This is a genomic window from Floridaenema aerugineum BLCC-F46, assembly GCF_041929345.1.
Taxonomy (GTDB): domain Bacteria; phylum Cyanobacteriota; class Cyanobacteriia; order Cyanobacteriales; family Aerosakkonemataceae; genus Floridanema; species Floridanema aerugineum.
In genome coordinates this window covers 1-12,880 of record NZ_JBHFNQ010000182.1, presented here as the reverse complement: position 1 = coordinate 12,880, position 12,880 = coordinate 1, and the positions used below count along the sequence as shown (strand labels likewise).

Sequence of the window (12,880 nt, the reverse complement as noted above, 5' to 3'; positions counted from 1 at the left end):
TTAAGTTTTAATCGAACTTGGCTTTGCCACGAGTTGCATAAACAGACTGAAGACGCTCATGAAAGTCATCACCTGTCCAAGTCCCTGCGTGTCTGAGGATGGAACGACCGGAAGCCGGACGATAGGGTAGCTCAGAACTGTCTGTCGGGTGTACTTCTGGTTCAGGTTGGCTATTGATACCAGCTGTTTCTGGCTTAATCTCTGGGGATTGCTTATCTTTTTTGGTTTTCAAAAAACGGAGAAAATCAAGAGTTTCTTCTAGGAGAGAATCCGTTGAAGATTCAATTTCTTGGAGCAGCAGTTCTTTGATAGTCATAGAAATATTATTTGATTAGAGACGAACTGGGAATGGCTTTCTCTTCTATCTTATGCCGCTACAGAACTTCTGCTACATTTGTAGAATTTATTGGTTAACTGACAGCTTCAGACAATTATGGCATTAAAGCCTTACAAATATCACAACTTTTATATAATATAAATTAGCCCTGATGCTAGAATACAGGGCTAATTAATTAGATAAATTGATGAGTTGATGGACGCATTACTCAAGGTGAAATAGCAGAGATTTTATTTGCTTGCTCCTGCTATCAATTTTTGCTCAACCGCTTTTGGTACTGGTTGATAATGGCTAAAGCTCATGGAAAACTGACCTCCACCAGAACAAAGCGATCGCAATCGAGTCGCATAACCAAACATTTGCGCCAAAGGTACTTGTGAAACCAGAATTACACTGTTGTCTACATACTCCAACCCTGTGAGTACCGCACGTAGGGATAACAAATCGCTTTGCACAACACCAATAAACTTGGATGGTACTTCAACTGTTAACAGCATTACAGGTTCAATAATTACCGGATCGGATGTTTCCAAAGCTTGATAAAAAGCTTGATTAGCAGCAAATCGGAAAGCATAATCGTTAGAATCAACCGGATGATAATCTCCTGACTCTAGAATTACTTTGACTCCAATCACTGGATACCCAGCTAATATCCCAGAATTAGCTGCATCACGAAAACCTTGTTCGCACGCAGAAATAAACTTAGATGGAATTGCACCACCAACAACTCTATTTTCAAAGATAAATAGTTCGTCGCACGCTTCCAATTGTCCGATTACCCGCGCATATTGACCGGGACCACCACCTTGTTTCTTCAGAGTATAATCAAATTTTCCACTTCTATCGACAACAGTTTTGCGGGTGGTCATAATCCCTCCAGTCATTTGATTTTAGATTTTTGATTTACCTCACAGATAAATGTGCGGCTTGTATCCCTTTACCCAATCTATACTATTTTATACTACAAATATACTACAAACGTCAAGAGCGATCGCATTTTCACAACCAGCAATCCGCTCAATCGCTCATAATTTGCTTAATCTGTTGCATCACAGCTAAATAATCAGGATGGGGATAACCATAAATCTGCATCAGATTCTTAGCTTTCCTGTGTAATTCAATTAACACTGTTTGTTCCACTTTATTTTGATTCAGCATAATAAAACCACTAAATTACTAAATGACTTTTCCCCGTAAGGGGAAGCTTAACCAGTTTCTAAATCAGGTGAATTATGCAATTGTTTAGCAGTACTAAATCGAGCAAAAGCTTGTTTTTCAGCCTCAGCGAAATTGCAAGTAATTGCAGGCGAACCTTTATGAGCCTTGTAAAGAGTACCCCGCTCAGATATTTCATCAACAATTCGCAAAGTTTCAGTAGGAGTATGAATAATCACTCTATATTGATGATTTTCGCCAAACGTAGCAGTTTGGATTTCTTCACCTGTATTAGCAACATTACCCTTCAAACTACTAATAGCAGCAGTCAGCATCTTCTTTTCCCATTCTGACCGCAATGGTGCTAATTCTGATGATGCAGCAGGAGGCTCAACTTCTTGTGGAGAATTAGTTGCTAATTGAGTAGCAGTATTGAGCAGTTCTAGCATTTCAGGTAAAGGAACGGCGATTAATTTTGTATGCTGTCCTCCTTGCATTTGTTCGTATTCCAAAGGAAAATTAAAAGCTTCTGTCAGCCTAGCAGCTGTCTTTACCTCCGCTTGAGCAGTCGGCAATAAAACACCAAAATAAAGTTCTTCTTGATTTCCTTTACTAGCAACTCCTATAAAACTATTTGCTCCAAACTTCTGCTCAATTTCCTGAGATAATGCCATAATCGATTCCTCAGAAAAACCGCGAGACTGCATAAAATCTTTCACTTCATCACTACCGATTAAATAAGCTTTCATTGCTGCTCGTTCATCGTGCATTAACCCTACAGTTTTTTCTGGATACTGCTGTTGTAGTAGTGGCTTAATCGCCTCAATTAAACTAACTTCTTTTAACTGAACTACAGGTTCCTCTTTCGTCCACAATTGCGGATATTTAACAGTTGATGAATCTACCTTAATATTAGCAATAGTAGCAGGTGCAGATTCTAAAGTAGCCGAAAACTGAAATCCTTGCACCGGAACACCTTTTTGAGCTAACTTATCAGCTAATTCTGTAAAAGATGCTTTATCAATTATTCCTAAAGGTTTACCATCAACTAAAGCTATAGCTGTAGGCTGCTTACCATGCTGAACTTGAATACTAATAGTACCAGTTTCTCCATGCCATTCCTTATCAGCAAAACCATACTTTTTCAACTGTCCTACCTTCAATTGATTGCCTTTAGTACTAGTAATAATTACACTAGCACCAGGGGGTGAACTGATAGTTGCCTCAAAAGAAGTACCAATAGGTAATTGCGCCGATTCACTACGAAATACACCTAACTTCTTCCCTTGTACCATCAACCAACGCTTATTTTGAGAAGGATTAGCTGGGTCAGGTGCTTGGATAATTTCACAACTAACTTTTTCGCCTACCCAACGCCGTTCCAGGTGTTCATTACTTGGTTTATGAACACCAACTACTGCAAAATCAGTAAACTGTAATTCCTGTAATCTTCCAATTATTTCATCACCAAATATAGCAAATGCTGCCGATAATTTTTTGGTTGCATTTTCATCCTTACCACTAGTAGATAATTCCCATATTGCTGCTGCTACTGACTCTTTTTCTGAATCAGGAATACTATCTCTAGCAGTATTAGCAAATTCTTTAGCTTGTTTAAAAGCTGCCTTCACTTGTGCTTGTGTTAATCCGGGTAAAACTTGTGTGGTTAGTCCTTTAAGTTCTGTCCATTGTTTCATCCGTTCGGGATATTTAGCCGCACTTTCTGTAGCAATATAACCTAATTTTTTATACTTGGGTTTCCCTTGAGCATCAAACACAGGTGCTAATGCTACCCAACGATTTTTGATTTTATTATCTGGTTTGTTATTTTCAACAATTTTAATATCCAATTTTCTTTGGGTATCAAAAGCATGAGGATGATGACATTGCGCTAATCCAATAATTTCAATAGAATTACCTTTAGCACTAGTTGCCACAATTCTTAATCCTGGTGCTTCTGCTACTTCTCTTTTCATTTCAATAGCACGATTGAGCAAAGTATCATAACTTTTCTTTAATTCAGCAGCTTGTTCTTTCTGAGTAGGTGTGAATTCTACTCCCGTAAACAAATCTTGGAATTGTTGAGTAGAACGAGCGACTAACGCACTTTCTGCAAATGCTTCATTAGTCGGTTTAATCATCAAATCAATCGCACCATGACCGATGGCATTCATACTTCTTGATGAATATACCGCATCAGTTTTCTTTTCTTCTACCCAAGGTGCAATATCAAAACTTTTAATTATTGCCTGACAAGCATTAACAATTTCTGGATTAGCACGATTAGCACTTTTCCCCCTATCCACTTCTATTTGCAGTTGACCACCTAATATCCCAACTACATCATGATAAAATTGGCGAGATTTTTCTAAGAATTGGTTAATATCTGCTGCACTAAGCTGCGGTAAATTAACTTGTTTATCGGCAATCAAAAGGTTATAATCATCAAGAGTATTGCATTCAGTCACACTCAAACCTTTATTATGTAATTGTTGAGAAAAAGCTGCCAATTGAGCAATCTGCTGTTTAATTTCTGGTGGATACCTCACGGGTTTTACTACATCATTTTCTGCGGCTAACATTCCGGTTGCACCAACAGAAATATCCCGCATTAACTGAAATGCTGCTGTTGGTGGTACTGCATTACATTCATTTTCTAAAGCAATTCCTTTCATGCAGAGATTGGCAATGACACCAATCTTGTTTTCCATTGCTGATAAAGCAATACTCTCAAAACTACCAAGGTATGCTTTCTTCTCTAATTTAACAATTTCTGCATAACGATTCTCTGCTTTCTGCCGTTGTTTGATTTCGTTAGCTGTATGGGGGAATTCTGATGCTAGAATGTAAGCTATGCGATCGCCATCGCAATCAGATAAGGAATGCTGTAATCCTTTGGGTGACATCTTGATTGTGCCAACATCATGCGGTTCGTGAGGCAGATGTTTGTTAACATAGACATCAACTGTATTAGAATTAGCAGTAGGGCCACGATAAACGATAACTTCTGCACCATCAGGATAGTTAGGAATATTAACTTCATTTTCCGCTAGATCGTGACAAGTTTGAGCCATCGCCGAATCAAACTTAATAAATCTGCCAGTCGCACAATCGAGGTACTGTTCGCGCCAATGTTCCTGAAGTTTATCAATAACTTTGGGTAATTCCAACACTTGATAATGACCATCTAAATCAGCTTTTAGGATGCGATACAATAGTTGGGAATCGCTATTACCAAATGCTTGTTCTATTAGTTTATCAAAAGCGTCTAAATCCAAGTTATCAAAATCAATATCTGACGAGGATGTACTATCTTCTTGTATCCGATATTTGTTCCTTTCATCCATAACTTTAATATAATCTCTAGCAATCTGGCGCGGGTCAGATGCCATTTCTTTAAGTTCTGCCAACCGTTTTTCTAACCGAGGTAATACATCATTTTGGACACCTGAAGGGAAAGAATTCCAAAATTGCGAACCAGTAGAAGTAATTCCCAAATAAGCATCAGTTTTATTACCAATGCCAATCGTCATTGTATATTCCCCTGGTTTGATTTCATTCCCACTTTTTATTGGTTTACCATCTGTTCCCAAAATCCCCAGCTTATTCTCTTGATTCTTGCGTCCTTTGAGTTGGTCAGTGCTAATAATTAAATCGTAACCATTACCAATCGTAGACAGGTCGCGGGGTGCAAATGTACCTTTTCCTACCTGCCAAGTTTGATTAACTGGTGTATCTTCTTGTAGTTCTAATCCTGCTTGGCGTGACTTAATCCCAAATCGAGTTTGAAATGGTGTATTTGCTGCATTTCCTAATGCTTCATGGGTGAGAACATCTATTTTTCCATCCCCATCTCCTACCAGTTTTATTGCTTCTTGATTGGGAATGATTCCACCATTTTCACCAGTAGCAGCATCTACGACTAGCACCCGCAAACCTTTAATTTCGGCAAAACTTTGACAAGGAGTGAACATATTGGAACCATAAGCAGCACCAAAGTGTGCTTGGTCAAATACTTTCTCCCGCAATTGTTTATCCATAAAATAAAAGCGGTCATCAGAAGCAAATTGTAAAGTTAAACCTTGTGCTTGCAGGTTTTGTAAATCAGCTTCTGTGGTAACACCGGGATAAACTGCACCAATTTTATAAGTAGCATCAGGAGCAAAATATGCTGCTAAACAATGTTCTATAGTTTCGGTTACAGGTTGTCCATCAACGATAATTGGTTGATTAGTTTTGGTGCAGAAATGTTCTAAGGTAATCGCCATAGTATCGCCTCAATTTTTAATTCTTAATTTAGTTTTTAGTTGAGGGATGCCGAATAAACCTTCAGATAGAAGTTGCTCTATCGCTTTAGTGATAAAAATAATATTCTGGTTCAGATTTGCTCTGATTTGTTAATATAGAACTTAGGTTTAAGTTAGTAAAAAATAGCGGATTAATTATGAGTAATAGTGAAGGGAAAAAACCAATTGAATTATCTGTTTCTCGGTGGCATTCTGATAACTTAGGTGACTTACTAGCAGATGGTACAGTAGATATTGATGAACTGTGCGGACAAGCTGTTATTGCCGAACAAAGGGAAGCAGCTTGGTTGGAAGAACAAAGAGAGTTTGAAGAATGGTTAGAGCAGAATCAACCACCTGAAGGAAGTTCTGTTAATAATGATGATTTTTGAATCAGCAGCAAATGATATCAGCTTTAGGGACTGATATCATTTGCTGCTATTACTGATACTTTTCTTGAGCTTTTTTGTAACCTATTTGGTAGAAAGGATTCTCTGATTGGGATGGAATTCCTAAATCCCCATCTACTTTACCTTTGTCATAGTAATACCAATCATTACTATGCCATAAGTTTTGATTTTGAATCCTTTCTGCAATCGGGAGAATTTCGCGTTCTACTGGTTCTGTTGCTCGGTCAACGTAGTGGAATTCTTCGTAATATTCGGGGTACATGAAGAGGGATTAGTATAATTTTCCCTCTTTGATAAGCGTAAGCTTTAATAAATAGCTCAGTCAAATAAAGTTATGTTGATTCACTGGGATACCATCCAGCCGGAATCACTTTAAAGTTCCATTCATCTTGGAAAATAAACATTCGCTTAATAATTTCCGAGGGAGGAACTGAATCTTGATTATTTGCTTGCCAATCTTTTCTGTCGATTGTTCCCATCACCAAATAATCGTTGCCTACGATTTGAGGATTTGTTGAATTAAACCCAAAAGCCATTAACGATTCTATTTCCTGCTTTTTAGCAATAATCAAATCACAGTTGGCACAGTATTTACATTGTTTATTGAGCAAAAACAACTGCTGTGGTTTGATATGAATCACCAAGTTAAATTTGCGAACCTTAGTTTTTGTTTCACATTTTGGGCATTTAGTAAACGCACAATCTGTATAAGGATTGAGAAAAAATTTATGTTTTTTCGGTGGAGTTTCCCCTGAAGATTGTTTTGGCTTTTTTTTAGGCATCTGACCAACTCTCCAGCAACAGCAAACAAGTGAATATTACTACAACTAGCAGTAAAGATAGACAATCCTACGACTTTTACTTTACAGAAGTCGTAGGATTGCCAACCCAGTTCTGTAAAACTGATTAACAGCGAAATTGTGCTTTATTCATCAACAGCAAATGCAGAAGTATCCACCGTTTGTGGTGCAATCACATTTGTCGTTGCTTCATCAAGAGTATCAGCAGCTTTGAGAAGATGTTTACTAAAGTTAGCTGCTTCACCTGCTAAAGTCCATAATTCCTCTTGTTTATCTAGAGATATGAACTTACCAACCGGATTAATTTGATTAGGAATCGCCACCATTTCTGGGATTGCTACCCAAGATTTCTTATCACCATTAGGTGGTTCCAATGATGGTTTAAAAGTGGGATGGAAAACTGTTAAACAGTGGAATCTATCATTCAGGCTGCGATATCCAGTTCCCATTGCTTTGGCATAAGCGATTTCCATTTGCACTTTAAATTGATTATACGCTTCACCAAATCTAGCAGCTGCCACGCCATGCACTGATAACACCAAAGGTACAGAATGCAGAAAACAGTTATTGTCGTCTACTAAATAAATGATATAAAACGAGCGTAAAGTTGCTGGTTTCTTGGGGTCAGAATTAATCTCCTCATATTTAGCACGACCTTCTGCTGTTTCATAGTTAGCAACAATTTCTCCAGTTTCTCGCATTTGCACATAACGGTCAGATTTTGCCAAAATGTGCATTCGTGGCGATTTAAATAGCACCCCTTTTTCTACTGTACCGCTAGAAAAAGTATGTTCATAATTTGCTTCTTCACCTCGCCAATCAATTAATGCTAAATTCTTCTCTTTGATGAATAATCCCACCGAAGTTGGTGTCTTTTCATTGAGAATTTGACAGATAGCTAAGGTAGTCAGTTTACCACTAAATTCGGCGGCAATAAACTGTGTTAAACGTGGGTCAATTGTTGTTTCATCAGCAGCGTTTTCTGTAGCGGTTACAGGTTCAGTTGTCTTGCTGTTTTTTGTAGGCATAGGTCGTTAAAGAGAAAAACTTCTTTCATCTACGTGCGTTAGCACTTCTAGGGGTTAGGGGTTAGGGGTTGGGGGTTAGGGGAAGATTTAGTTTATTGCAGTAGATTTTCGTCAACTAATCAGCACAAATTCATTATCAATCGTTCTCTAGGATAGAGTAAATCCAAAATTGTTCCCCACACCCTAACCCCTAACCCCCAACCCCTACTTCCTCAAAACTCGTTATCAGCTAATTGACCATTCTTAGGCAGTTGTTCTTGCAATTTTTGAATCTGCCAGTGCCGAATTTTAGTTTGTAGTTCTTGCAAAGCTACTACTAAAGCTTGCACAGTTGGCAAATTCTCTGGCGCAAACTGAATGATGATTGATTCATTTTGGTTATGCAGATACAGATTAACTGTATTATCTGCGGTAATACAGCTAGTGCAACTGTTGGATGTTAAACTAATGAAAGTAGTTTTGGAAATGTTCATTTCTTACCTCTAGAAGACTTAGTTAAATGGCGGAATCGGACGTGCTTTTCTGTAGTAATCTGGGCAAATTTACTGACATCTTCACCTGCTTTATGAGCCGCCATAATTTCGGAGTTTTTGGCACTAACTTTCACGGCTTGAAATTCAGGCGGCAAGCTTTCAGGTGCTACTGTCAGCACAACAGAAGGTGGACTATTTTGAAAATCAATCCGCCGTTCTGTGCCTACTACTTGCTCTGGTAACAATCCGAGTTTGTACAAACCCAACAAATAAGATTTCAGACTGTTTAATTGATTACGTCGTCTTTGAATGATGTTGGTATACAACTGGGTAATTCGCTTCACTTTTTCTTCCCAGATTTCTAAATCCAATTTCAATTGGTCAGCAACAAAAGCAATAGCATCTATCTTGGCTTCACTAGCATTCTGGATGTCTAATAGTTGAGAGTAAACCTCAGTTAAATCTGTATCTTCAGGACAGTTTTCTAGTTGTTGCCACAGTTCGGCAGCACTAATAGATAGCTGTGCTAAAGTAGCACGATTGATGTTGGTTTCACTCAAAGATGAGGTGGCATTCATAGCAAGATATTCCGTTTCTCATTGTTATACTAAGCGGTCTGCATACAGGAATTGGTCGTGATAATATTCCTGTTCTGCTAACATCCGAGCTTCCATTTCTACTAATGCTTGGTATTCCGGCGATTGCGGGTCATCAATAGCAGCTAACCATTCGCTATCTAATTCGTCGTACCACTGATTAAGTGCCGTTTCTTCTTCTGTTGTTAATGGTGCAGTTGTGCTTTCTTCAACAGGTAAAATGCTTTTTGATAGCATATTATTCCCACTCTATGACTTCACTTATCTGAAGAGCGTGAGCGGTTTTTTCTTTGATGAGTTTCCACAATTTTCTCCCAACTACATCTTCCCCGACCTGGGATAACTGTTAATTGATTGCGTTTGTAAGGTAAAATCAAATTGCTGTTAGGTACGAGTCCGTTTCGCTTGGGGAAATAGATTAAATAATCACCTGTTTTTTGGCAGTATAAATCTACCACTCCCACTGTACCTGTTAAATCGATAAACTGATAGCCATCATAACCTTTGACCTGAACTTTTGTGCCAACTTTGAGTACAGAAAAGTTGATTTCCAGTTGAATAAATTGTGGCGGCTTCATTCAGATATTTTTATGTAATTCTTTTCTTTCCTCACGTCAGTGAAAGAGTTATGTTTTATGCGAAATATCTTTATTCAATCCCATATTCAGTTTCCAAAAAAGCTAACAAGCGTTTTTGTTTTGATGTTAGACTTGCTGGATTAGACAACCTGGCAAATGCTTCCAATGCTGCTGCATGAGTCGGGTCAAAATCTTGATAAACTTTGTTCGCTAGCTGACGAATTCGCTGACATATTACTGCGGCATCAGCTTCAGAAGCGCCATCAATTGGTTCTAAATGTTCCGGTTTCACAGCATCAAAATCCATGCGCCAGGTTCTTATGATACAACTGTAATTCTTTACTTCCATGATTATGCACCAGCAACCTGACACTTGTTTTAAATCTGGATTACCCTTAGCCATGATTTGACAAACTTCACCCACTCGACGTGGATTAGGAACCCGTTGTTTGTCTTTAATTCGTTGCACAATATCGCCAGGATTGCGTAATTGCTCCCATCGGTAACTAGCAGCCTTCTTCCCTTCATTTTTGACGATTCTACATAGCGTTAAGGCTTCTTTTTTAGCGATTCTGGCTTCGCGACCCAGAATATCTTGCTTGATTTCCTCCCCCAAGGCAATGGTTAAAGTATCGATAGCCTCACAAAACCGAGCATCGCGTTTGATAGTACGACTGCTAACTTTATATTGCTGGGCTAACTGTTCAGCCACATCTACCGAAGTGACACTTTGTCCCTTCGGTGAGTTTTGCTTAAGATTGTCCAGCGGGTTGCCTTTGAGCAAACAGTAACGTTTTCCGCGCAGATAACTAGCGATTTCTGGCGTAATATTGCGCCGCCCTAGCTGATTGTCAGCAATCCAAGCAATTGCAGCACTGCGGTCTAGAAGTTCAATTTCGATTGTAGAGTAAGGAATCTGCAACTGGGTACAAAGACGATAACGGTTATGACCATCGAGCAGAATGTTGTAACCTTTCCACACTACCAAAGGTTGAAGACAGCCAAATTGCTGAAGATTTGCAGCTAACAACTCCAGTTCTTCTGGTGTGGGCGGTGGAATCAAAGCCTGAAATTCTGGATCGATACCGAAGTGACACTCAGATAAGTTTGCCCCTGTTGCTTGCTCGGATGCTGTAACCACCATAAATCATGTTTTCCATTTGATTCATATCAGACATTATATAATACCTGATATGAATCTGATGTAATATTGAGATGAGAAGTCCTAAATTGGCGAGATGGTAAAGAAAAGACAATCAGCAAAAATTAACCCCCGCTCCCTTGCCAATCTCAAACCTGGTAGCGAGGCAGAATATGGTGAATTAAAAAAGGTCAGGAGTATTGCTGTAACTGACACGGGTTATGCAGGTTTGCGTGCTAGAGCAGAAGCTTCTGGTTGTAGTTTGAGCGAATATTTAGAAAGGTTGGGTAGGGGACTTCTCTATGTCAACGAAGAAGCAAATCAATTGTTACCCGATTCAAAGCCAATCCACATCGTTTCATAATCTGAGAAACTATATCACCCTACTTAAATTCCAGAATCGATTCGAGCCAAATAAAACAACGTACCGATGCTAATCCTAGTGGGATTAAAAGTAGCCCATTTTTGTATACATTCACCAGGCTGATATTTTGATGATTGTTGACTCCAGCAATCCCACTCTGGTAACAACGATGGCGAATAAGAATATAATGCCATCCCAATCCGAATCCATTCATTGTAATCATCTGCTCTCCAAGGTGCTAGTTGAGCTAACAAAGCAGCAATTCGCTGATTTTTAACTGTCAATAATTGCGGTGCAGACTTAGAAGATTTGGGAATTAACTGATTCAACCATTTAGGAGCAGTAGCAACTGTGCATTCTACTGGACTAACTACCCAACGATATCTCCCAGTCTGAGGATGCACAGAAGGTGGTAGTACTGACATCATCCCCGCACTCCTAATTTCTAAAGCTTCACCTGACAACGGTGCTTTAATGCGCCGCGACTTAATTTCAGTACCATCAGGAATCGAAAATAGGTATTGACAACGCCCTGGTTTACCGCTAGTAAATGCGACAGTTTGTGGCATATTTCCCTTGGTAATTGTGTGTAATACCTTCATTGCCGAACTACCATCAACATCTAGAGCAACCATTCCCCGACCTGTCAATACACCAATTCCTTGAGGATAAACACGCACTTGATTACCTACTTGATTGCGAACTTTTACTCCACCTGTTGATTGCAATTGTCTGATTAATTCATCTTTATGAAATGGATTTTGTTGCCATTTGTAGCCTAAAGGTTGTTTATTTCCATTAGTCGGTACAATTGACCAACTACTAGGAATCAACGACAGACCTTGTAACAACCTTTGCATCAGATTGTTAGTCATTGGGTTGAATACATTTGAATGAAACTGTAAATTTGGGTGTAGGGAAGAGGAAGGGGTTGGGGGGTGGGGGTTAGGGGTTAGGGAAGAAGAAGGGGATAGGGGTTAGGTGTTGGGGGTTAGGGAAGAGAAGAACCCAACACGACTTTTATATGTTCTGCAACGTCGAAACAGGCGAAAGTTAGGCAAGAGAAGAAATTCCCCAACCCCTACCCCCTACCCCCTACCCCCTATCCCCCAGTTGTTACCTAATGCTTGATTTCAATCGGCATCAATACCTGAGTTGTCGGAATCAAGCTTTCTACTGGCGAGATAATTATGGGAGTAGTTGGTTCATCCAGTAGCAATTCTACCCAAGCAGTATCCAATTTCTTCAAACCTTCTAGCAGATACTTGATATTCAAACCAATCCGTAAACTTTGACCAGTCACCAATGCTTCTATTACCTCAACACCACTACCCCAATTTGCTGTTTCGACAGTTAATTGTATTGATTGCTCTGATTGATTGATATCAGCCACAACCACTTGACACTCTCACCGCACTGCGCTGTGGCGGGAGATTCTTGCTTCAACGAGTGACTTTGCTTGAGCGTTGTTTCCAAGCTCAAGTAGAGAGTCGTCTCTCCACAAGCGTTAATTTCGCTATGCCCTAGCGTATTTGATACATAGCCAAGTATTTGTAGTGCCTTAATTAGAATGATAATTAAAGTCAACGACTCTCTCACGAGAGCCGTTGCTCTCCAAAACCGTACTTGATACTTTTCGCATCATACGGCTCCTCAGTGAAATAGTGTTTGTCACACAAACGTCATTACCAGCATATCGTTAACCCATTTAA

Annotated in this window: 16 protein-coding genes; 2 read left to right on the top strand and 14 right to left on the bottom strand. The window is 39.3% G+C overall.

What is annotated here, in order from left to right:
* Positions 1-7: 7 nt before the first annotated feature.
* The 4 genes from ACE1CC_RS23515 to ACE1CC_RS23500 form a co-directional block, all read right to left on the bottom strand.
* The gene (locus ACE1CC_RS23515; RefSeq protein WP_413272867.1) at positions 8-316 is read right to left on the bottom strand and encodes a hypothetical protein; all 309 of its coding nucleotides are present in this window, start codon (positions 314-316) and stop codon (positions 8-10) included.
* Between the two features lie 251 nt (positions 317-567).
* Complete coding sequence (locus ACE1CC_RS23510) at positions 568-1,221, bottom strand: translation factor GTPase family protein (RefSeq protein WP_413272866.1); 654 nt, start codon at positions 1,219-1,221, stop codon at positions 568-570.
* Between the two features lie 133 nt (positions 1,222-1,354).
* Entirely contained in the window at positions 1,355-1,495 is a 141-nt protein-coding gene (locus ACE1CC_RS23505; RefSeq protein WP_413272865.1) for a hypothetical protein, read from the bottom strand.
* Positions 1,496-1,542: 47 nt separating this feature from the next.
* Entirely contained in the window at positions 1,543-5,760 is a 4,218-nt protein-coding gene (locus tag ACE1CC_RS23500) for a hypothetical protein (protein WP_413272864.1), read from the bottom strand.
* Positions 5,761-5,936: 176 nt separating this feature from the next.
* On the opposite strand from ACE1CC_RS23500, the gene ACE1CC_RS23495 reads away from it, so the two are divergent.
* Positions 5,937-6,170: a hypothetical protein gene (locus tag ACE1CC_RS23495; RefSeq protein ID WP_413272863.1), complete on the top strand. Its 234-nt coding sequence runs from the start codon at positions 5,937-5,939 to the stop codon at positions 6,168-6,170.
* 49 nt (positions 6,171-6,219) lie between these two features.
* On the opposite strand, the gene ACE1CC_RS23490 is transcribed toward ACE1CC_RS23495, so the two are convergent.
* The 8 genes from ACE1CC_RS23490 to ACE1CC_RS23455 form a co-directional block, all read right to left on the bottom strand.
* Positions 6,220-6,450, bottom strand: a complete 231-nt coding sequence (locus ACE1CC_RS23490; protein WP_413272862.1) for a hypothetical protein — start codon at positions 6,448-6,450, stop codon at positions 6,220-6,222.
* A gap of 70 nt (positions 6,451-6,520) precedes the next feature.
* Positions 6,521-6,970, bottom strand: coding sequence for a hypothetical protein (locus ACE1CC_RS23485; protein WP_413272861.1), 450 nt, complete (start codon positions 6,968-6,970; stop codon positions 6,521-6,523).
* A 143-nt stretch (positions 6,971-7,113) separates the two neighbouring features.
* Positions 7,114-8,016, bottom strand: coding sequence for a DUF5895 domain-containing protein (locus ACE1CC_RS23480; RefSeq protein WP_413272860.1), 903 nt, complete (start codon positions 8,014-8,016; stop codon positions 7,114-7,116).
* Between the two features lie 212 nt (positions 8,017-8,228).
* Positions 8,229-8,489, bottom strand: coding sequence for a hypothetical protein (locus tag ACE1CC_RS23475; RefSeq protein WP_413272859.1), 261 nt, complete (start codon positions 8,487-8,489; stop codon positions 8,229-8,231).
* Positions 8,486-9,067: a siphovirus Gp157 family protein gene (locus ACE1CC_RS23470; protein WP_413272858.1), complete on the bottom strand. Its 582-nt coding sequence runs from the start codon at positions 9,065-9,067 to the stop codon at positions 8,486-8,488. Before ACE1CC_RS23470 ends, ACE1CC_RS23475 begins: the two co-directional genes overlap by 4 nt.
* A gap of 24 nt (positions 9,068-9,091) precedes the next feature.
* Positions 9,092-9,322, bottom strand: a complete 231-nt coding sequence (locus ACE1CC_RS23465; protein WP_413272857.1) for a hypothetical protein — start codon at positions 9,320-9,322, stop codon at positions 9,092-9,094.
* Between the two features lie 20 nt (positions 9,323-9,342).
* Positions 9,343-9,663 carry a hypothetical protein gene (locus ACE1CC_RS23460; RefSeq protein ID WP_413272856.1) on the bottom strand — a complete coding sequence of 107 codons (321 nt, stop codon included), beginning with the start codon at positions 9,661-9,663 and terminating at the stop codon, positions 9,343-9,345.
* Between the two features lie 70 nt (positions 9,664-9,733).
* Entirely contained in the window at positions 9,734-10,807 is a 1,074-nt protein-coding gene (locus ACE1CC_RS23455; protein ID WP_413272855.1) for a ParB N-terminal domain-containing protein, read from the bottom strand.
* A gap of 94 nt (positions 10,808-10,901) precedes the next feature.
* On the opposite strand from ACE1CC_RS23455, the gene ACE1CC_RS23450 reads away from it, so the two are divergent.
* A complete protein-coding gene (locus tag ACE1CC_RS23450) occupies positions 10,902-11,168 on the top strand; it encodes a hypothetical protein (protein ID WP_413272854.1) in 267 nt (88 codons plus the stop codon).
* Between the two features lie 23 nt (positions 11,169-11,191).
* On the opposite strand, the gene ACE1CC_RS23445 is transcribed toward ACE1CC_RS23450, so the two are convergent.
* Positions 11,192-12,043: a bifunctional DNA primase/polymerase gene (locus tag ACE1CC_RS23445; protein ID WP_413272853.1), complete on the bottom strand. Its 852-nt coding sequence runs from the start codon at positions 12,041-12,043 to the stop codon at positions 11,192-11,194.
* A gap of 245 nt (positions 12,044-12,288) precedes the next feature.
* On the bottom strand, positions 12,289-12,561 hold the full coding sequence (locus ACE1CC_RS23440; RefSeq protein ID WP_413272852.1) for a hypothetical protein: 273 nt from the start codon (positions 12,559-12,561) through the stop codon (positions 12,289-12,291).
* Between the last annotated feature and the right edge of the window lie 319 nt (positions 12,562-12,880).

Bases quoted from the DNA above. Each gene is read 5' to 3' on its own strand.
- ACE1CC_RS23450 (WP_413272854.1), top strand. From the start codon at position 10,902: ATGGTAAAGAAAAGACAATCAGCAAAAATTAACCCCCGCTCCCTTGCC.
- ACE1CC_RS23460 (WP_413272856.1), bottom strand. From the start codon at position 9,663: ATGAAGCCGCCACAATTTATTCAACTGGAAATCAACTTTTCTGTACTC.
- ACE1CC_RS23500 (WP_413272864.1), bottom strand. From the start codon at position 5,760: ATGGCGATTACCTTAGAACATTTCTGCACCAAAACTAATCAACCAATT.
- ACE1CC_RS23505 (WP_413272865.1), bottom strand. From the start codon at position 1,495: ATGCTGAATCAAAATAAAGTGGAACAAACAGTGTTAATTGAATTACAC.
- ACE1CC_RS23480 (WP_413272860.1), bottom strand. From the start codon at position 8,016: ATGCCTACAAAAAACAGCAAGACAACTGAACCTGTAACCGCTACAGAA.
- ACE1CC_RS23485 (WP_413272861.1), bottom strand. From the start codon at position 6,970: ATGCCTAAAAAAAAGCCAAAACAATCTTCAGGGGAAACTCCACCGAAA.
- ACE1CC_RS23455 (WP_413272855.1), bottom strand. From the start codon at position 10,807: ATGGTGGTTACAGCATCCGAGCAAGCAACAGGGGCAAACTTATCTGAG.
- ACE1CC_RS23490 (WP_413272862.1), bottom strand. From the start codon at position 6,450: ATGTACCCCGAATATTACGAAGAATTCCACTACGTTGACCGAGCAACA.
- ACE1CC_RS23465 (WP_413272857.1), bottom strand. From the start codon at position 9,322: ATGCTATCAAAAAGCATTTTACCTGTTGAAGAAAGCACAACTGCACCA.
- ACE1CC_RS23515 (WP_413272867.1), bottom strand. From the start codon at position 316: ATGACTATCAAAGAACTGCTGCTCCAAGAAATTGAATCTTCAACGGAT.
- ACE1CC_RS23445 (WP_413272853.1), bottom strand. From the start codon at position 12,043: ATGACTAACAATCTGATGCAAAGGTTGTTACAAGGTCTGTCGTTGATT.
- ACE1CC_RS23475 (WP_413272859.1), bottom strand. From the start codon at position 8,489: ATGAACATTTCCAAAACTACTTTCATTAGTTTAACATCCAACAGTTGC.
- ACE1CC_RS23495 (WP_413272863.1), top strand. From the start codon at position 5,937: ATGAGTAATAGTGAAGGGAAAAAACCAATTGAATTATCTGTTTCTCGG.
- ACE1CC_RS23510 (WP_413272866.1), bottom strand. From the start codon at position 1,221: ATGACTGGAGGGATTATGACCACCCGCAAAACTGTTGTCGATAGAAGT.
- ACE1CC_RS23470 (WP_413272858.1), bottom strand. From the start codon at position 9,067: ATGAATGCCACCTCATCTTTGAGTGAAACCAACATCAATCGTGCTACT.